This is a genomic window from Citrobacter sp. Igbk 14, from assembly GCF_028069825.1.
GTDB lineage: Bacteria > Pseudomonadota > Gammaproteobacteria > Enterobacterales > Enterobacteriaceae > Citrobacter.
In genome coordinates this window covers 51,229-68,789 of record NZ_JANEWM010000003.1, presented here as the reverse complement: position 1 = coordinate 68,789, position 17,561 = coordinate 51,229, and the positions used below count along the sequence as shown (strand labels likewise).

General features: G+C 51.1%; 21 protein-coding genes. 5 read left to right on the top strand and 16 right to left on the bottom strand.

The window, feature by feature from the left end; translation table 11 throughout:
- Nucleotides 1-37: 37 nt before the first annotated feature.
- The gene (locus NNN64_RS02055; protein WP_271440291.1) at nucleotides 38-1,609 is read right to left on the bottom strand and encodes a methyl-accepting chemotaxis protein; all 1,572 of its coding nucleotides are present in this window, start codon (nucleotides 1,607-1,609) and stop codon (nucleotides 38-40) included.
- A gap of 245 nt (nucleotides 1,610-1,854) precedes the next feature.
- Between NNN64_RS02055 and ytfE the strand changes: the two genes are divergently transcribed.
- Entirely contained in the window at nucleotides 1,855-2,517 is a 663-nt protein-coding gene (ytfE, locus tag NNN64_RS02050; RefSeq protein ID WP_137383984.1) for an iron-sulfur cluster repair protein YtfE, read from the top strand.
- A 131-nt stretch (nucleotides 2,518-2,648) separates the two neighbouring features.
- Here the strand turns inward: ytfE and cycA are convergent, their stop codons facing one another.
- Both cycA and fklB read right to left on the bottom strand, forming a co-directional pair.
- A complete protein-coding gene (gene cycA / locus NNN64_RS02045) occupies nucleotides 2,649-4,058 on the bottom strand; it encodes a D-serine/D-alanine/glycine transporter (protein ID WP_271440290.1) in 1,410 nt (469 codons plus the stop codon).
- Between the two features lie 308 nt (nucleotides 4,059-4,366).
- Nucleotides 4,367-4,987, bottom strand: coding sequence for an FKBP-type peptidyl-prolyl cis-trans isomerase (gene fklB, locus NNN64_RS02040; protein WP_170974407.1), 621 nt, complete (start codon nucleotides 4,985-4,987; stop codon nucleotides 4,367-4,369).
- A gap of 218 nt (nucleotides 4,988-5,205) precedes the next feature.
- Between fklB and NNN64_RS02035 the strand changes: the two genes are divergently transcribed.
- Nucleotides 5,206-5,856 (top strand): OapA family protein, encoded by a 651-nt coding sequence (locus NNN64_RS02035; protein WP_271440289.1) that lies wholly within the window; start codon nucleotides 5,206-5,208, stop codon nucleotides 5,854-5,856.
- Between the two features lie 88 nt (nucleotides 5,857-5,944).
- Here NNN64_RS02035 and NNN64_RS02030 read toward each other — a convergent pair whose 3' ends face one another.
- The 6 genes from NNN64_RS02030 to NNN64_RS02000 form a co-directional block, all read right to left on the bottom strand.
- Complete coding sequence (locus tag NNN64_RS02030; RefSeq protein ID WP_202039798.1) at nucleotides 5,945-6,868, bottom strand: DMT family transporter; 924 nt, start codon at nucleotides 6,866-6,868, stop codon at nucleotides 5,945-5,947.
- 142 nt (nucleotides 6,869-7,010) lie between these two features.
- Nucleotides 7,011-7,460, bottom strand: a complete 450-nt coding sequence (gene rplI / locus NNN64_RS02025) for a 50S ribosomal protein L9 (protein WP_137383988.1) — start codon at nucleotides 7,458-7,460, stop codon at nucleotides 7,011-7,013.
- A 41-nt stretch (nucleotides 7,461-7,501) separates the two neighbouring features.
- Nucleotides 7,502-7,729, bottom strand: a complete 228-nt coding sequence (gene rpsR / locus NNN64_RS02020) for a 30S ribosomal protein S18 (protein ID WP_000135199.1) — start codon at nucleotides 7,727-7,729, stop codon at nucleotides 7,502-7,504.
- A 4-nt stretch (nucleotides 7,730-7,733) separates the two neighbouring features.
- The gene (gene priB / locus NNN64_RS02015; protein WP_003025674.1) at nucleotides 7,734-8,048 is read right to left on the bottom strand and encodes a primosomal replication protein N; all 315 of its coding nucleotides are present in this window, start codon (nucleotides 8,046-8,048) and stop codon (nucleotides 7,734-7,736) included.
- 6 nt (nucleotides 8,049-8,054) lie between these two features.
- The gene (rpsF, locus tag NNN64_RS02010; RefSeq protein WP_003025672.1) at nucleotides 8,055-8,450 is read right to left on the bottom strand and encodes a 30S ribosomal protein S6; all 396 of its coding nucleotides are present in this window, start codon (nucleotides 8,448-8,450) and stop codon (nucleotides 8,055-8,057) included.
- Nucleotides 8,451-8,608: 158 nt separating this feature from the next.
- Complete coding sequence (locus tag NNN64_RS02000) at nucleotides 8,609-9,373, bottom strand: TSUP family transporter (RefSeq protein ID WP_271440288.1); 765 nt, start codon at nucleotides 9,371-9,373, stop codon at nucleotides 8,609-8,611.
- A gap of 298 nt (nucleotides 9,374-9,671) precedes the next feature.
- Here NNN64_RS02000 and yjfY point away from each other — a divergent pair, with 298 nt between their 5' ends.
- A complete protein-coding gene (yjfY, locus tag NNN64_RS01995; protein WP_202039800.1) occupies nucleotides 9,672-9,947 on the top strand; it encodes a DUF1471 family protein YjfY in 276 nt (91 codons plus the stop codon).
- 131 nt (nucleotides 9,948-10,078) lie between these two features.
- On the opposite strand, the gene NNN64_RS01990 is transcribed toward yjfY, so the two are convergent.
- The 6 genes from NNN64_RS01990 to ulaA are packed head-to-tail and all read right to left on the bottom strand — an operon-like array spanning nucleotide 10,079 to nucleotide 14,489.
- Nucleotides 10,079-10,765, bottom strand: a complete 687-nt coding sequence (locus NNN64_RS01990) for an L-ribulose-5-phosphate 4-epimerase (RefSeq protein ID WP_271440341.1) — start codon at nucleotides 10,763-10,765, stop codon at nucleotides 10,079-10,081.
- Nucleotides 10,765-11,619 carry an L-ribulose-5-phosphate 3-epimerase gene (locus NNN64_RS01985; RefSeq protein ID WP_271440287.1) on the bottom strand — a complete coding sequence of 285 codons (855 nt, stop codon included), beginning with the start codon at nucleotides 11,617-11,619 and terminating at the stop codon, nucleotides 10,765-10,767. Before NNN64_RS01985 ends, NNN64_RS01990 begins: the two co-directional genes overlap by 1 nt.
- 9 nt (nucleotides 11,620-11,628) lie before the next feature.
- Complete coding sequence (gene ulaD, locus NNN64_RS01980; RefSeq protein WP_271440286.1) at nucleotides 11,629-12,279, bottom strand: 3-keto-L-gulonate-6-phosphate decarboxylase UlaD; 651 nt, start codon at nucleotides 12,277-12,279, stop codon at nucleotides 11,629-11,631.
- Between the two features lie 12 nt (nucleotides 12,280-12,291).
- The gene (gene ulaC / locus NNN64_RS01975) at nucleotides 12,292-12,759 is read right to left on the bottom strand and encodes a PTS ascorbate transporter subunit IIA (protein ID WP_271440285.1); all 468 of its coding nucleotides are present in this window, start codon (nucleotides 12,757-12,759) and stop codon (nucleotides 12,292-12,294) included.
- A gap of 11 nt (nucleotides 12,760-12,770) precedes the next feature.
- Nucleotides 12,771-13,076 (bottom strand): PTS ascorbate transporter subunit IIB, encoded by a 306-nt coding sequence (gene ulaB, locus NNN64_RS01970; RefSeq protein ID WP_045439008.1) that lies wholly within the window; start codon nucleotides 13,074-13,076, stop codon nucleotides 12,771-12,773.
- Between the two features lie 15 nt (nucleotides 13,077-13,091).
- Nucleotides 13,092-14,489: a PTS ascorbate transporter subunit IIC gene (ulaA, locus tag NNN64_RS01965; RefSeq protein ID WP_271440340.1), complete on the bottom strand. Its 1,398-nt coding sequence runs from the start codon at nucleotides 14,487-14,489 to the stop codon at nucleotides 13,092-13,094.
- A 367-nt stretch (nucleotides 14,490-14,856) separates the two neighbouring features.
- Between ulaA and ulaG the strand changes: the two genes are divergently transcribed.
- Both ulaG and ulaR read left to right on the top strand, forming a co-directional pair.
- Complete coding sequence (ulaG, locus tag NNN64_RS01960) at nucleotides 14,857-15,921, top strand: L-ascorbate 6-phosphate lactonase (protein WP_271440284.1); 1,065 nt, start codon at nucleotides 14,857-14,859, stop codon at nucleotides 15,919-15,921.
- A 105-nt stretch (nucleotides 15,922-16,026) separates the two neighbouring features.
- Entirely contained in the window at nucleotides 16,027-16,782 is a 756-nt protein-coding gene (ulaR, locus tag NNN64_RS01955) for an HTH-type transcriptional regulator UlaR (protein WP_271440283.1), read from the top strand.
- On the opposite strand, the gene yjfP is transcribed toward ulaR, so the two are convergent.
- Nucleotides 16,779-17,528 carry an esterase gene (yjfP, locus tag NNN64_RS01950; RefSeq protein WP_271440282.1) on the bottom strand — a complete coding sequence of 250 codons (750 nt, stop codon included), beginning with the start codon at nucleotides 17,526-17,528 and terminating at the stop codon, nucleotides 16,779-16,781. The genes ulaR and yjfP overlap by 4 nt on opposite strands.
- Nucleotides 17,529-17,561: the final 33 nt, after the last annotated feature.

Genomic DNA, 17,561 nt, shown 5'->3' with positions numbered 1-17,561 from the left:
AAGGACTGTACGATCTCATGTAGGCCGGATAAGGCGTTTACGCCGCCGTCCGGCGCGACACTTTAAACACCGCCACCGTCTGATTCAGTCTGGCCGCCTGCTCTTCGAGCGCGGCAGCTGCAGAGGCAGACTCTTCCACCAGCGAGGCGTTTTGCTGTGTCACACGATCCATTTCGGCAACGGCCTGCCCGACTTGATCGATACCCCGACTCTGCTCATCGGACGCTGACGCAATTTCGCTCATAATATCGGTAACCTGAGTGACGGCACTGACAATTTCCGCCATCGTCTCACCCGCTTCATGCACCAGTGCCGTACCGGCATTGACCCGATTCCCTGAGTCATCAATCAGCGCCTTAATCTCTTTCGCCGCCTGAGCGCTACGCTGCGCCAGCGTGCGCACTTCACCTGCCACCACGGCAAAACCGCGCCCCTGTTCACCCGCACGCGCCGCTTCTACCGCCGCATTCAATGCCAGAATATTCGTCTGGAAAGCAATACCGTCGATAACCGTGGTAATTTGCGCAATTTTGCTGGAACTGGTGGCGATTTCATCCATCGTACGCACCACGCCGTCGACCACTGTTCCGCCTTTCTGCGCCGTCTGCGAGGCATTTTTTGCAAGGCTAGTCGCCTGTCGCGCATTGTCCGCATTCTGTTTTACGGTGGCCGTGAGCTGTTCCATACTGGCAGCCGTTTCTTCCAGAGAAGCAGCCTGCTGTTCAGTGCGCGAAGAGAGATCGTTACTGCCTGCGGCAATTTCACCCGCACCGGTATAGATAGTATCCGCACCGTCACGTACCACGCTAACCGTATTCGCCAGCGCCTGCTGCATATCACGGACGTTCTGTGCCAATAGCGCCATTTCGTTACTGCCATCGGCGGTAATAGTGTGGGTCAGATCACCTGAAGCGATATGGCGAATATGTCCCATCACTTCGTGGAGTGGTTTCAGCAGGACACGCTGCATGGCAATCCAACTGACGATAATGACGGTCAACACAATCAACAGTACGGCGGACAACAACCAGATAATTTTCTGGTAATCATTTTCGTTATCCCGTACTCCCTCATTCGCCAGTGCGGCTTGTGCGGCACGCCACTCCTGATAAACCTCCTGCATGGCCGTCTGCTTTTGCTCGGCATTCTGTTTGAACATGTCTTCCAGTTTGCCTTCAGCCAGCAGCGCGTTCATTTTTGCAAGCGCAGTAGAATAGATACCGTACTGTTCTTCCAGTCGGTCTGCCAGACTTTCATCCAGACCCGGCGTTTCCGGCAGCGCGTAGTATTTATCGTAATGCTCTTTTGCGTCTGCCAGCAGGCGATTCGCCGTGTTCACTAACTCCGTCAACTGTCCGCCATTAATTTCGCTCGCCATCGTCCCTTGCAAACGCAGCATGCCCCGGTTGAGCGTGACGCGAGCCTGGTTCAGGCTAATCCATGCATCGGTAAACTCCGCCACGTTCTGGCTGGAAAGTTGAGAAACGTTAAAGTTTTCCTTGTCGTTTTTAAGCGCGCCAATAAAAACGCCTGCGGAAATGAGCTGCATCGCGCCCAGGGCGAGTAACACGGTGATAAGTAAGGTTATCACTTTGATTCGTTTGAACATCTGTTGCCTTTTAGTTATGCAGGTATTGTCTGAGGTCTAACTATCGGCAGCAGCGTCGGCTTATTTAATCTTGCGGCGTAGCTTTTTTCACCGCGTTACCCCTTTTCAATAAGATTCAGCACGTTAAAGGGACAAGAATTTTTCGTGACAGTCATCACAAAATCCTCTGCCCCGAAAGGGTTATATCCTTCCGCATAAGTTGCATTTAAAATACATCTTATATTATTGAGAATGAGGTAACGGCTATGTCTTATCGCGATCAACCTTTAGGTGAACTGGCGCTCTCTATTCCTCGCGCGTCGGCACTGTTTCGTAAATACGATATGGATTACTGCTGCGGCGGTAAGCAAACGCTGGCACGCGCTGCCGCACGTAAAGAGCTGGATGTGGAAGCTATCGAAGCGCAGCTCGCTCAGTTGGCTGAGCAGCCGCTGGAAAAAGACTGGCGCACCGTGGCACTGGCAGAAATCATCGACCATATCGTCATACGTTATCATGACCGCCACCGCGAACAGCTGCCGGAGCTGATCCTGCAGGCCACTAAAGTTGAACGTGTACATGCCGACAAGCCGAGCGTACCGCGTGGTCTGGCGAAGAACCTGACGATGCTGCATGAAGAGCTGTCAAGCCACATGATGAAAGAAGAGCAAATTCTGTTCCCAATGATCAAACAGGGAATGGGGAGTCAGGCGATGGGACCAATCAGCGTGATGGAAAGCGAACATGACGAGGCCGGCGAACTGGTAGAAGTGATCAAGCACATCACCAACAACGTAACGCCGCCGCCAGAAGCCTGCACCACATGGAAAGCAATGTATAACGGCATTAACGAGATGATCGACGATCTGATGGAACACATCAGTCTGGAAAACAATGTGTTGTTCCCGCGTGCGTTAGCCGGGGAGTAACCTTTTGCCCGGTGGCGGCTTCGCCTTACCGGGCCTACAACGACCTTGAACGTAGGCCTGATAAGCGCAGCGCATCAGGCAATCCCGACGGCATAAACGCCTTATCCGGCCTACACCTCACTGCTTAGCGATTAACGCGTACCTGCCATACGTTTCTTACCGATAAACAACCAGCCCAGACCCAGAGCGATAAACCACAGCGGCGTGACGATCAGCGCCTGACGGGTATCCTCTTCCAGCGTCAGCAGCACCAGTACGAAGACGAAGAACGCCATACATACCCAGCACATCAGCTTGCCTAACGGCATCTTGTAGATCGATTTCTCATGCAGGTGTGGACGCTGTTTGCGATACACCAGATAAGAGCAAAGAATGATGGTCCAGACAAACATAAACAGGATTGCCGACACGGTGGTGATCATGGTGAACGCACCGATTACGCTCGGATTCACGTACAGCATTACCACGCCGCCCAACAGGCAGATACAGGAGAAGGTCAAGCCTTTCGCCGGCACCGCACGTTTAGACAGCTTAGCAAACGCTTTTGGCGCAACACCTTCCTGAGCCAGACCAAACAGCATACGGCTGGTAGAAAACACGCCGCTGTTTGCGGAAGAGGCCGCTGATGTCAGCACCACAAAGTTAATCAGGCTCGCCGCCGCTGGCAGACCTACCAGCACAAACAGTTCAACGAATGGGCTCTTAGTGGGAACCACCGAGCTCCACGGCGTCACGGACATAATCACGATCAGCGCGAAAACGTAGAACATGATGATACGGATTGGAATCGAGTTAATCGCGCGCGGCAGAGACTTTTCCGGATCTTTAGTTTCTGCAGCCGTCGTACCCACCAGTTCAATACCAACAAACGCGAAGACTGCTATCTGGAAGCCCGCAAAGAAGCCACTCAGACCTTTCGGGAACCAGCCACCGTCATTCCACAGATGAGTAAACGAAGCCTGAACGCCGGTTGGCGACTGGAAGTGCGTCAGTACCATCACCAGACCGACGACAATCAGGCCGACAATGGCGACGATTTTGATCATCGCAAACCAGAACTCCATCTCACCAAACATTTTCACCGTGGCGAGGTTAAGAGCCAGCAACAGAATGATCACCGCCAGCGATGCCACCCAGTCTGACAGTCCGGGGAACCAGAATTGCGCATACGCCGTAATCGCAACGACGTCTGCCATCCCGGTAACCACCCAGCAGAACCAATAGGTCCAGCCGGTAAAATACCCGGCCCATGGCCCGAGCAGGTCGGAGGCGAAATCACTAAAGGATTTGTATTCGAGATTCGAGAGCAGCAATTCTCCCATTGCCCGCATCACGAAAAACAGCATAAAACCGATGATCATATAGACAAAAATGATCGACGGCCCGGCGAGGCTGATGGTTTTCCCAGAGCCCATAAACAGGCCGGTACCAATAGCGCCACCAATGGCAATAAGTTGAATATGACGGTTTGTGAGATTGCGCCGTAGCGACTGTTCAGACGAAGCCTCTTCAACGGCTTCGACTTTTACCTGATCTACCATGTTTTTTCTTCCTGTACCTGTCTGTGTTGTTCAGGCTCTACGGCCTTTAGTGTGTCTATGATACGACGATCCTGTTGGCAGGACTCATCGATATTAGGTAAGAATCGGCGGGATGAATACTAAGATTTAGATATAATGTTAATTTTATGTTTAAAGTGAGTGTCATATCACTCTGATAGCGAGAATCAGTTCACAAAAATACACGCAATAACATCATTTGCAAGATAAAATATCGACATCGGCATAACAATAGCTTTTCACGCTATTTTGTTGCTCCCCCCAGCGTCGGGGGGAACAGAAGTCACTGCTTACAGGATTTCAAGCAGCTCAACTTCAAATACCAGCGTGCTGAACGGAGGAATGGACGCGCCAGCGCCACGCTCACCGTAAGCCAGTTCCTGAGGAATCGTCAGTTCCCATTTGGAACCTACCGGCATCAGGGTCAGTGCTTCAATCCAGCCTGGAATCACGCCGTTAACCGGGAATTCAGCTGGTTCACCACGCGCAACAGAGCTGTCAAACACGGTACCGTCGATCAGTTTACCGGTATAATGCACGCGTACGTGGTCGGTACGTGCCGGGATAGAACCTTCACCCTGAGTCAACACACGGAACTGCAGACCGGATTCAGTGCTATTCACACCTTCTTTCTCACGGTTTTCTTCCAGATATTTGACGCCATCAGCCGCCATAGCCTGGAAACGCTCGCGACGTACTGCATCAGCACGTTCGTGAATTTCGCGCAGCGCACGGTGCACAACATCAACAGGCACTGCCGGGTGTTTACCTTCCAGCGCATCAGCGATACCCGCTACCAGCGCTTCAGGCAACAGCCCTTCCAGACCGGATTCGCTCAGCTGCTGCCCTACCTGCAAACCAATGCCGTAGCTTGCTTGCGCTTCGATAGTGTCAAAAGTCGGGGTAGCCATCATATTTCCTTTCATCGGATGTAAAGTAGCGGGCAGCATATCAGCCATGCCGCATCCGGTAAAACTTTGTCTCGGGAACAGATGACAAATCGCGAGGAAAAAGAAACAATGCTATTGCCCGCATCAATGTCACGAAAGCGGGTACCTGAACAAGTATCATAGAGTTAGCGATCTATACTCTATGACAGAGGAACGAGACGCGGAGCAGGAGGAAAGCCATGCCCGGGCGCTTTGAATTAAAACCAACCCTGGCGAAAATCTGGCATGCACCGGACAATTTTCGCATTATGGACCCGCTACCGCCTATGCATCGCCGTGGCATTATTGCTGCTGCCATCGTGCTGGTGATAGGTTTCCTGCTCCCTTCCAATGACACCAACGATACCCCGGTGGTCACGCGTAATGCGCAGCTGGATTTGCAGTCGCAGTCCCAGCCGCCAACTGAAGCACAGCTTCAGGCACAGTTGGTCGCACCACAAAATGATCCCGGCCAGGTGGCTCCCGTTGCGCCGGAACCCATCCAGGAAGGCGATCCCGATACACAGCCACAGAGCCAGCAATCACAGTCTCAGACACAGCCCTTTCAGCAGAATAGTGGTATTGAGCAGCAGTGGCGTACCTACCGCGTAGACTCAGGGAAAACGCTGGCGCAGGTCTTCCGGGACCATAACCTTCCGCCAACTGATGTGTACGCAATGGCGCAAGTGGAAGGTGCCGGAAAGCCACTGAGCAATTTGAAAGACGGCCAGATGATCCAAATCAGGCAGAATGCTAACGGGGTGGTGACCGGGTTAACCATTGATAGCGGAAATGGTCAGCAGGTGTTGTTTACCCGTCAGCCCAACGGCAGCTTTATTCGCGCCCGTTAAATGTACTGATTGCCGGGTGGCGGCTTCGCCTTACCCGGCTTACGCCCCCCGCGATTGTAGGCCTGATAAGCAGTAGCGCCATCAGGCGTTACCGCTTCACCTTATTCACCCACCAAATCCCCGAACAGACCAGCACCAGCGCCACCGCATATTTCCATTCGAGAATGTTCTCACCGAGGAAAATTGACGACAGCACCGCCCCTGAAACCGGGATCAGGAAGTTAAACGGCGCGATCATTCCTACGCGGTTGTACTTGAGCAAAATGCTCCACAACGCGAAGGCCACCGATGAAAGCAACGTCAGGTAACCCAGAATAGCCACTGAAGCAGATCCGTGTACGGTCAGTGTCCCGCCAAAAGCATAGCCGCCAATAACCAACGCCAGACCGCCCATCCCCAGTTGGTAACCTGTCATGACCGTTGGGTCTACCGTCTGAGAAATGCGCTTACCGTACAGCGTGGCCGCAGAGAGAATAAAGGCCGCCATCACGACTGAACCGTCCCCTAACAGGCTGAAACTAAAATCCATTCCGCTGTTGAAGTTCACCACCATCACGCCGGTAAAACCCAGAATACAACCCAGCGCTTTGTTGTAGCTTAGTTTGTCGTTTTGATAGATAAAATGGGCCAGAAGCACGCTAAAGAATGTACCGGTAGCGTTCATGATTGACCCCTTTACACCTGTCGTGAATGCCAGACCGATATAAAAGAAAATGTATTGCAGCGAGGTTTGCGTCAACCCAAGCAGCGTAAGCTGACCAAACTGACGTGGGCTTAACCTGCCAATTGGTTTACGTTGCACCATCGCCAGCAGCAACAGCAATAATCCCGCAAACAGGAAACGATATCCGGCAAAGACAATTTTTGACGGAATGTCATCCGTGGCAATCTGGAAGATCTCGTATCCGCTTTTTATCGCTGGATAAGCGCTCCCCCACAACAGGCAACAGAAGGCTGCGCCCAGGTAGACAACATTTTTACGCGCGAACAGAGGTTGGTGCGTTGGTTCCATTCCATCACCACTTTGAAATAATGTTTTATTTTTATGATTATCCCGAAAAGGACAAAGAATAGCCAGAGCGAAAAACAGGAGGGTAGAAAAGCAAAACGCCGGCACAAGGCCGGCGCTTTTACGCGGTCATCAGAATAAAAACTTATTCTGCAACTACGTTTACAGTCAGCTTAGCAAACACTTCGCTGTGAACCTGGAAGCTCACTTCGTGCTCACCAGTGGTACGCAGAACGCCGTTCGGCAGACGAACTTCGCTCTTAGCAACGTCAACGCCAGCTGCAGTTACAGCGTCAGCGATGTCGCGAGTACCGATGGAACCGAACAGTTTACCTTCGTCGCCAGCTTTAGACGCGATGGTTACGGTTTCCAGTGCGTTGATTTTCTCAGCACGAGCTTCAGCAGCGGCCAGAACGTCAGCCAGTTTGGCTTCCAGTTCAGCGCGACGCGCTTCGAAAAATTCAACGTTTTTCTTGGTAGCAGGAACAGCTTTACCCTGTGGTACCAGGAAGTTACGAGCATAGCCCGCTTTAACGTTAACCTGATCACCCAGGCTACCCAGGTTTGCTACTTTATCAAGCAGAATAACTTGCATTACCTTATCCTCTCAAAGTCGTATTAATGGACCGTGACCGATTACTGATGACGATCAGTGTACGGCAGCAGGGACAGGTAGCGAGCGCGTTTGATAGCGCGAGCCAGCTGACGCTGGTATTTTGCACGGGTACCGGTGATACGGCTTGGGACAATCTTACCGCTTTCGGTGATGTAGTTTTTCAGCGTAGCGATATCTTTATAGTCGATCTCTTGAACGCCTTCCGCGGTGAAACGGCAGAACTTGCGACGACGGAAATAACGTGCCATATGGCTAGTCTCCAGAATCTATCAATTCAATCTGCTCGGCATGCAGAACCATTTTGCTCAGGCCGTTCTTTGCCTTATGGCAAGAGATGAACCCCTGAACGGTCACTGCGCTACCGACCGTTATACTGTGAGTAATGGCCTGGTTTTCGTGTCCGCTAATAATAACGGGCATTTGGCACCACGCCTGCCGGTGAAACCCGGCTTCCTCCTGCACAGAACGATGCTCAAGCACGAACTGGCAATGAGGAATTCCTGATGGACTGACCTTTCGAAGGGGAGCCCTGCACACAGTGCCGGACAGCGCCAGACGGTTGGTCATCAGAAATTACTCTTCAGAATCCCCAGCTTCAGCATCATCTGCGGTTTCGTTAGCGAAATCATCGCGACGTTCACGACGCTCGTCTTTCGCTTTAACCATCGGAGATGCTTCGGTAACAGCGTGTTTAGTACGCATAACCATGCTGCGGATAACGGCATCGTTGAAGCGGAAGGTAGTTTCCAGCTCATCGATCACTTCCTGCGGCGCTTCAACGTTCATCAGAACGTAGTGAGCTTTGTGCAGTTTGTTGATCGGGTAAGCCAGCTGACGGCGGCCCCAGTCTTCCAGACGGTGGATCGTGCCTTCTGCACCAGTGATGGCAGCAGTGTAGCGTTCGATCATACCCGGAACCTGTTCGCTCTGGTCAGGATGGACCATAAAAACGATTTCGTAATGACGCATCGAATTGCTCCTTACGGATTATTCAGCCTCCTGTCTGGGTCAGCCGAGGCCCATGGAGGCAAGGAACGTGTTAAAGGTCGGCTGAAAAATGACGCGTCATAATACTGGGGCCAGCAGGTAAACTCAAGGCGCTTGTACGATTATTTATCATGTCGCCATTAATACATATCCAGCAGCATTTTGACGCTGATGCAAATGGAGACAATCACAATCATGGGTCGGATGACTTTCTTGCCACGCGTCAGTACGACCGTCGCGCCAAGACGTGCGCCGAGGGACTGCCCGGCAAACATCACCAGCCCCAGCGACCAGATCATTTTACCGCCGAAAATGAAAAACAAAATCGAGGCGATGTTCGACGCCAGGTTAATAAAGTTAGAGTGAATTTGCGCCTTATCGATGCTGTATCCCCACAACAGGATATAGCTGAGCGTATAAAAGGAGCCGGCCCCAGCGCCGAGAAATCCATCATAAAAACCAATACAACCACCACCGATCAACGAAAAGAGAAACAGGGAGACTTTTTGCTTTCTCTTCGGCTCGCTGAGATTAGGCGCAAAAATAAAGTAGATAGCGACAGCAATAATCAGTACCGGCAGCAGTTTTCTCAGCAGTTCAGGCTCAATGAACTGAATAAGCGTCGTACCTAACGCCGAACCAATAAAAGCAGATAAGAACACAGACTTATGTTCCTGTACGTTGATGTGTCCCCGGCGTAAAAAGTAAATCCCAGAGGTCAGCGAACTGCCCAACGCCTGAATCTTATTGGTTGCCAGCGCGTTAGCCGGGGGTAAACCGGAAATCAGTAATGCGCCAATAGAGAGAAACCCGCCGCCGCCAGACACCACGTTAATAAAGCCAGCCACCAGCGCGACCATAAACATAATCACAAAGTAGCTGAAATCCATGAATGAAGTATCCATAAGTTTTTGCCTTATAATCATAAAGTTATGTTGATTATTCAGCCCACTATAAACGGCGTACTCCTCTGGTAAAATTGACAATTTGGTAAGAGTTTATGCCTGGGAAACAGGTATTTTTTATCGCAGCGGTAGATATCAGCTGACTGTTAATTAAAGGAAAGATGGCAATGCGGTAATTTTTTGAACAACTGCATCAGAAATGGTCGCTATCGACTACGTTGGTTGCGGTTAAAATTACATCAGAAGCTAACGACTCACAGGAGACAAGCAACCAAAGACCGCAGTCGAGGAGGTACATATGCGAGCCCGTGTTTTGACCCTTCTGGCTGTGCTTTTGCTGAGCGCAAATGCAATGGCAGCCATCAAAATTGACAATCATCAGGCCAGAAATATGGATGATGTACAGAGCTTAGGCGTAATTTACATAAATCATAACTTCGCCACTGAAAGTGAAGCCACTCAAGCTCTGAACGAAGAGACAGATGCGCAAGGCGCAACTTACTACCACGAGATCCTCATCAGAGAACCCGGTAGTAACGGCAACATACACGCCAGCGCAGACATTTATCGCTAGCACCCGGAAATAACCAACGAGAACATTGCCACAGTTTGACTTGCCCCCTTTATTGGGGGCTTTTTTTGCAAAAAAGCCCTGAAGCCAGATCGATAACATCCCCTGAATGATTTGGCTCCAGGACTTAGCCGTTACTTCTGTCCATAATAGGCGTTTGGGCCATGCTTACGCATAAAATGCTTTTTCATCAGATAACCATCAATGGGGTTTAGCGCCGGGTTGATGCCACGCGCAATCCACGCCATTCTTGCCACCTCTTCCATCACCACCGCGTTATGCACCGCCTCATAAGCGTCTTTCCCCCAGGCAAACGGGCCATGCTGGTACACGACGACGCCAGGCGTATGCAGTGGCGCAGCGTCTCCCAGTGTTTCAATGATGACCTTACCGGTATTCAACTCATATTCGTCCTGCACTTCTGCTTCGTTTAACGCCCTGGTACAGGGAATATCGCCAAAGAAGTAATCTGCATGCGTTGTGCCAAGCGCCGGAATGGACTGCCCCGCTTGCGCCCACGCTGTGGCATGAGTTGAGTGGGTATGCACCACGCCGCCAAGCGACGGATAACGGCAGTACAGCGCCAGATGCGTGGCCGTGTCAGATGAAGGGCGATAGCGCCCTTCAACCACGTTTCCGTCCAAATCTACCACCACCATGTCGTCGACCTGCATGGTTTCGTAGGCAACACCGCTAGGTTTAATCACCACCAGCCCATGTTCACGATTGATGGCGCTGACGTTGCCCCAGGTAAAGGTCACCAGCCCGTAGCGTGGAAGATCCATGTTAGCTGCAAAAACCTGCTGCTTGAGCTCTTGTATCATGTTGCCTCCATCAGACCGGCACTGGCCATCCGCGCTTTCACCCAATCGCGCGCCTTTGCCACTTCTAGCACGGGGTTCTCCGCCGTTTCACTCCACATTTCAATCAGGTATGGCCCGCAATACCCACTCTGCTTGAGCGTCTCGAAACAGCGTTCGAAATCAACAACCCCTTCACCGAAGGGGACATTTTTAAAGATACCCGGCCGGGTATCTTTCACATGCACCGCCACGATATGCCCAACACCCGCCTGCAGTTCCATCTGTACGTCATTATCCCACGCCGACAAATTGCCAATGTCAGGATAGAGCTGGAACCACGGATTATTGAGGTAGTGGGCATAGCCCAGCGCCTTACTGATCGAATTCATCAACGGATAATCCATGATCTCCATCGCCAGTGTGACCTGTGCGCGACTCGCCATCTCGACACTCTCTTTCAGCCCATCACGAAACCGACGGCGCGTTTCGTTATTGGCCTGCTGGTAATAGACGTCGTAACCCGCCAGTTGAATAACGCGAATACCGATATCCTGCGCAAACCGAATCGCTTTACGCATAATCTCAAGCCCCTGCTCGCGTACCGCATCATCTTCACTACCCAGCGGGAAACGACGGTGGGCGCTCAGGCACATAGAGGGGACACGCACACCGGTTTCGGCAATAGCGGTGACCAGCGTAAGACGCTGTTCGCGACTCCAGTCAAGCCGCGACAGGCGCGCGTCGGTTTCATCAACCGACATTTCGACAAAGTCAAAACCCAACTCCTTTGCCAGGCGTAGGCGCGCCAGCCAACACTCCCCGGCAGGGAGCGCTTTTTCATAGATGCCAAGTGGGATCTGTTTTGACAACATGTCCGCTCCTTATCCCCACAGTTGGGCAATGGAACGTTTGAACTGACGCGCAGCCTCCACCGGAGAGGCGGCGTCGCGGATGCTGCGACCAGCAATAAAGACATGAATCGGAATCCCCTGGAACAGCGGCAGGTCTTCCAGCGCCAGCCCCCCGGTAACGGTGACCTTGAAGCCCATATCAGACAGACGTTTGATGGCACTGATATCCGCCTCCCCCCATGCCACACCGGCCGCCTGCGCATCGCGGCTGCGGTGATATACCACCTGCCCAATACCCGCTTCGCGCCACTCTTGTGCTTGTTCCCACGTCCAATAGCCAGTCAGTTCAATCTGTACGTCGCCGTTAAACTCGTGCGCCACTTCCAGCGCACCTTTGGCAGTATTGATATCTGCACAGCAAATCACAGTGACCCAGTCGGCATTGGCTTCAAAGCACATACGCGACAGGATTTTTCCCGCATCGGCAATTTTGGCATCCGCCAGCACAATTTTATGTGGATAGAGCGCCTTCAGATCACGTACGGCGCGTACGCCTTCAGCAACACAAAGGATGGTGCCGACCTCAATAATATCCACCTCTTCGGCAATCAGCCGCGTCGTTTCATACGCAGAAGCCATTGATTGGTTATCCAGCGCAACCTGCAACATAGGTAATGACATTTTATTGTTCCTTTAAACAGCCGCCGCAGTGGCGTTATCAATTAAATCCAGCACTTCCTGCGCGGTGCGGCAGGCGCGTAAACGGTCAAAATTGGCTTCATCATCAAACAGGTTAACGATCTGCATGATGCCGACTTCCTGATGCGTATTAGCATCAACCGCCGCCATTGTGATCAGGATGTCGACCGGGTCATTATCTTCATGGTTGAACACTAACGGTGTTTTCAGCGTGACCAACGCAAAACCGGTTTTTTTAACCCCCTCTTCAGGGCGCCCATGCGGCATAGCCAGCCCAGGGGCAATCACAAAATAAGGACCGTGCTGTGCAACCCCGTCGAGAATAGCCTGGTAGTAGCGTGGCTCGACCACATCAGCCTTAACCAGCAGATCCACGCCCAGCTTTACCGCGTCCTGCCAGTTACTGGCGTCAGCCTGTAAAAGGATGGCGTTATTGTCCGCCAGCGAATCTCGTAGTTTCATATTCCGTGTCCTTACTTCACGTCCTGCGGAAAGTGTTCTTTAATCACTTCCAGCAGTTTTGGACCAAAATCAGCGGGAGACAGCATGTTGCGCACCCCTACAACATACTTATTGCCAGAAACGGTAATTTCGCCGGCGATGTGGGTAGAGGCGATGATGATGTCCGCGCCGCTCAGTTCACTTTTGTACTCACCCACTGCACAGCTATTCACCGTGTGGTCAATATTTGACTGAGTTAAAAACTGATCCACCTTCATTTTCATGATCATGGAACTGCCCTGTCCGTTGCCACATACAGCCAGAATACGTACGGTCATAATCGGAACTCCTTATTAAGCAGACTGTTCTGCCAGTTGTTTTTCTGCGTCTTCCTCAGCGCGCAACGTGCGTCCTGCGAAAAACATATAAGCCAGTGCAATCAGAATAATGACGGCCATAAAAATCAGTCCGATAGAGGCAAACCCTTGCATCATAGGTGGAGCCAGAATCGACCAGTCAGCCATTCCCATCCAGGCGCTCATACCGGTGAGTTTTACCGCCCAGACACAGCCAAATATTTCGATCATGCCCATCACCAGACAAATCTTGAGCGCCGCTCGCCAGCCGCCAAAATGGTTAGCAAATACGCCGATAGTGGCGTTAGAGAAGAACATTGGAATAAAGCCGGGAATAATCAGAATGGAAGAGCCGAGGCCTACCAGAATGCCAACAGCAATCAGTTGACCAATGGTGCCCCACATAAAACCCCAGACCACAGCGTTTGGGGCAAAGCTGTATATCGCCGCACAGTCAATCGCCAGTACTGCCCCAGGAATCAAACGTTGAGAAATACCGTTGAACGCTTCTGAAAGTTCAGCAACGAACATACGCACACCCTGGGTGATGATGAAAATGGCAACAGCGAACGAGAAACCAGTTTGCAGGATATACACCGTCCAGTGCGTTTTTCCCGCCATCGCCTGGACCACATCAATACCAAAAGAGAGCAGAATTGCACCGAAGAAAAGAGTCATCACGATCGCGGTTGAAACGATGTTGTCATGGAAGATATTCAGCCAGCCCGGCAGTTTAAGGTCTTCGACACTCTCTTCTTTCTTACCGAGATAGGGGGCAATTTTGTAAGCAATCCAGGAGGCGAACTGCTGCTGGTGACCAATGGAGAAGCCACAGCCATCGGTCACTTCTTGCGTCGGCTTATACATCATATTGGAGGTAATACCCCAATAGAGCGACACCAGTACCGCCGTACAGATAATGGTGGTCCACATCGGGTAACCAAAGATATACAGAGAAACCGCAATCAGCCCTGCCTGTTGGAACATGATGTGTCCGGTCAACATGATGGTGCGGATACCGGTAATACGTCGAAGAAGTACGTAACAAATATTCAGCGCCAGCGCTAACAGCACCGCATACCCCACCCAGCTATAGGCATCCCCCATGCGTTCAATGGTTGCCATCATTGAGGCATAGGTATCTGAAATTGCCCCATTGATGCCATAGACCTCAGACATCTTAGCCACTACCGGTTTGAACGTGCTGGTCAGGATGCCGGACCCTGCCTGCAGCAACATAAAGCCGATGATCGTTTTGATCGTGCCTTTGATAATGACGCTGACACTTTTACGCAGCAAGATGTAGCCGAGACAGGTCACAATCCCCAGCAGCAGTGGGGCGTTAGTCATAACCTGATTAAAAAAGACGGTAAAGATGTTGTAGAGGATCTCCATAACGATCTCCAGTAGACGAAGTTGCTGAACATTCATTACAGATGCCCAGGATGTTGTGCCCCCACTCTAGTTTTCAAAAGTAATCACAACAAGATTGAATTTGATTAAATGTGATGCAGTACGCAAATAATTCTCTCACTGTAAGAAAGGTCTTGTTCGCTATTCAGCAGTAAAAAAATAACTTCTGATAAAACAAATAAATACAATTAAACACTGATACAAAAACAACTTATAACCCTGTGAATTCTCCCCATTCCTTGCGGTGACATAAAAAATCAGCACATTGCCTTCTTGATAAAATGATGTCAGTATCAATCAAATTAAATCACGTTATGATTCGATATGAATAAACATGAGGGTAAATGCGATGAGTAAAGTAAAAAGCATCACGCGTGAATCATGGATCCTGAACACATTCCCGGAATGGGGAAGTTGGCTAAATGAAGAGATCGAGCAGGAACAGGTTGCACCGGGCACCTTTGCGATGTGGTGGCTTGGCTGTACTGGAATTTGGCTGAAGTCGGAAGGCGGGACGAACGTCTGCGTCGATTTCTGGTGCGGCACCGGTAAACAAAGCCACGGCAATCCACTGATGAAAACCGGCCACCAAATGCAGCGCATGGCGGGTGTAAAGAAACTACAACCCAATCTGCGCACGACGCCGTTTGTCCTTGATCCGTTTGCTATTCGTCAGATCGATGCGGTTCTTGCTACGCACGATCATAACGATCACATTGATGTGAATGTCGCCGCTGCCATCATGCAGAACTGTGCTGACAATGTCCCGTTTATTGGACCACAAACCTGTGTCGATCTGTGGATAGGTTGGGGCGTACCACAAGAGCGCTGTATTGTGGTAAAACCAGGTGATGTTGTTAAGATAAAAGATATTGAAATTCATGCGTTTGACGCGTTCGACCGTACTGCGTTAATCACCCTGCCAGCCGACCAAAAAGCCGCAGGCGTTCTGCCAGATGGTATGGATGCACGCGCAGTCAACTATCTGTTCAAGACTCCGGGCGGCACGTTGTACCACAGTGGCGACTCCCACTACTCAAACTACTACGCCAAGCACGGAAATGAGTATCAGATCGACGTCGCACTCGGCTCCTACGGTGAAAACCCACGTGGGATTACGGACAAGATGACCAGTTCCGACATACTGCGTATGGCGGAATCCTTGAATACAAAAGTGGTGATCCCTTTCCATCATGATATTTGGTCAAACTTCCAGGCTGATCCACAGGAGATCCGCGTCCTGTGGGACATGAAAAAAGACCGCCTGAAGTATAATTTCAAACCGTTTATCTGGCAGGTCGGCGGCAAGTTCACCTGGCCACTGGATAAAGATAACTTCGAATATCACTATCCACGCGGCTTTGATGACTGCTTTACGATTGAGCCGGATTTACCGTTTAAATCCTTCCTGTAATCCATACAAAATGCCGGTTTCTCCCGGCATTTTTTCCCATTTACTTAGTATTTCCAGGCTATTTCAAATATCATCTTTTCAAATCAATTTGTATCGGAATAGCTCATGACTGAAGCACAAAGACATCAAATATTGCTGGATATGCTGGCGCAATTGGGCTTTGTTACCGTTGAGAACGTAATTGAGCGCCTGGGGATTTCACCGGCCACAGCACGCAGGGATATCAACAAGCTCGACGAAAGCGGCAAACTCAAGAAAGTCCGTAACGGCGCAGAAGCAATCACCCAGCAGCGCCCACGCTGGACACCGATGAATCTGCACCAGGCACAGAATCACGATGAAAAAGTTCGCATTGCCAAAGCGGCATCCCAGTTAGTGAATGCAGGCGAAAGCGTGGTGATCAACTGCGGATCAACCGCCTTCCTGCTCGGACGCGAAATGTGCGGCAAACCCGTGCAGATCATCACCAATTATCTGCCACTGGCAAACTATCTGATCGACCAGGAGCATGAAAGCGTGATCATCATGGGAGGGCAATACAACAAGAGCCAATCCATCACACTTAGCCCACAGGGCAGCGAAAATAGCCTGTATGCCGGACACTGGATGTTTACGAGTGGTAAAGGGCTGACCGCTGATGGACTGTATAAAACCGATATGCTGACGGCAATGGCCGAGCAAAAGATGCTCAACGTGGTCGGCAAACTGGTGGTGCTGGTCGATAGCAGTAAAGTTGGAGAACGTGCGGGAATGTTGTTCAGCCGTGCCGATCAAATCGATATGCTGATTACCGGCAAAAATGCTAACCCTGAGATCCTGGAACAACTTGAAGCTCAGGGCGTGAACATTTTACGGGTTTAGAGGTGCTGGCGGAAAAACGATACTGTCGCAGCGAGCGCTTCTGGCGTGATGCGGTGTCGGACTCCCGCTTCCCACAGGCAGGTTAGATTGTTATCCAGACCTGCCTGAATTAACGCCTGCTGCAAACGGAACGTTTCCACAGCCGGAACCACATCGTCATCCTGGCCATGCCACAACAGTAATGGTCTGTCGGCCAGACGTTGCAACTGATGTGTAACATCCCACTCGGCCAGTGGGGCGATAATCTTATCAAATTCCGCCTGCTGTTCTGGCGTCTGAACCACTACGGGGGGGAAAAGCGTTTGTGCAAGCCGGGTAAAATACCCCGAACCCATCAGGCTCGCTGCACATTTTACGTCAGGATGACGCGCCATAATGCCCAGAGCCGTCATTGCCCCCATTGAGGCTCCCCCGACGGCAAGACGTTCATCTGATAGCCAATTTTCTGCCACCAGCGCCGCACGTAACGTCGCAAACTCCTGCATATTTTGCTGCAAAATCTGCCAGAAGCGATACATTCTCCCCTGCGCATCGCGAGTGAAGCGGGCACCATGATCGGGCGCATCTGGCATCACGACCCGGAATCCGGCCTGTGCCAGAGCAACGGCAAAATAGCTGTAGACCAGACCAGAAGAGGTAAACCCGTGATAGAAGATAATACAAGGGAGTGAACATTCGCGTTTACCCGCAGGAACGGCGTGCAAGACAGGGATACCAGCCAGCTGGCATGTTTCAATTTCTATCATTTGTCGCCTCTTTTTTTCTGGTATGCCATGGAG

Coding starts and splice junctions, on each gene's coding strand:
- NNN64_RS02055 (WP_271440291.1), bottom strand. CDS start 1,609: ATGTTCAAACGAATCAAAGTGATAACCTTACTTATCACCGTGTTACTC.
- ytfE (WP_137383984.1), top strand. CDS start 1,855: ATGTCTTATCGCGATCAACCTTTAGGTGAACTGGCGCTCTCTATTCCT.
- cycA (WP_271440290.1), bottom strand. CDS start 4,058: ATGGTAGATCAGGTAAAAGTCGAAGCCGTTGAAGAGGCTTCGTCTGAA.
- fklB (WP_170974407.1), bottom strand. CDS start 4,987: ATGGCTACCCCGACTTTTGACACTATCGAAGCGCAAGCAAGCTACGGC.
- NNN64_RS02035 (WP_271440289.1), top strand. CDS start 5,206: ATGCCCGGGCGCTTTGAATTAAAACCAACCCTGGCGAAAATCTGGCAT.
- NNN64_RS02030 (WP_202039798.1), bottom strand. CDS start 6,868: ATGGAACCAACGCACCAACCTCTGTTCGCGCGTAAAAATGTTGTCTAC.
- rplI (WP_137383988.1), bottom strand. CDS start 7,460: ATGCAAGTTATTCTGCTTGATAAAGTAGCAAACCTGGGTAGCCTGGGT.
- rpsR (WP_000135199.1), bottom strand. CDS start 7,729: ATGGCACGTTATTTCCGTCGTCGCAAGTTCTGCCGTTTCACCGCGGAA.
- priB (WP_003025674.1), bottom strand. CDS start 8,048: ATGACCAACCGTCTGGCGCTGTCCGGCACTGTGTGCAGGGCTCCCCTT.
- rpsF (WP_003025672.1), bottom strand. CDS start 8,450: ATGCGTCATTACGAAATCGTTTTTATGGTCCATCCTGACCAGAGCGAA.
- NNN64_RS02000 (WP_271440288.1), bottom strand. CDS start 9,373: ATGGATACTTCATTCATGGATTTCAGCTACTTTGTGATTATGTTTATG.
- yjfY (WP_202039800.1), top strand. CDS start 9,672: ATGCGAGCCCGTGTTTTGACCCTTCTGGCTGTGCTTTTGCTGAGCGCA.
- NNN64_RS01985 (WP_271440287.1), bottom strand. CDS start 11,619: ATGTTGTCAAAACAGATCCCACTTGGCATCTATGAAAAAGCGCTCCCT.
- ulaD (WP_271440286.1), bottom strand. CDS start 12,279: ATGTCATTACCTATGTTGCAGGTTGCGCTGGATAACCAATCAATGGCT.
- ulaC (WP_271440285.1), bottom strand. CDS start 12,759: ATGAAACTACGAGATTCGCTGGCGGACAATAACGCCATCCTTTTACAG.
- ulaB (WP_045439008.1), bottom strand. CDS start 13,076: ATGACCGTACGTATTCTGGCTGTATGTGGCAACGGACAGGGCAGTTCC.
- ulaA (WP_271440340.1), bottom strand. CDS start 14,489: ATGGAGATCCTCTACAACATCTTTACCGTCTTTTTTAATCAGGTTATG.
- ulaG (WP_271440284.1), top strand. CDS start 14,857: ATGAGTAAAGTAAAAAGCATCACGCGTGAATCATGGATCCTGAACACA.
- ulaR (WP_271440283.1), top strand. CDS start 16,027: ATGACTGAAGCACAAAGACATCAAATATTGCTGGATATGCTGGCGCAA.
- yjfP (WP_271440282.1), bottom strand. CDS start 17,528: ATGATAGAAATTGAAACATGCCAGCTGGCTGGTATCCCTGTCTTGCAC.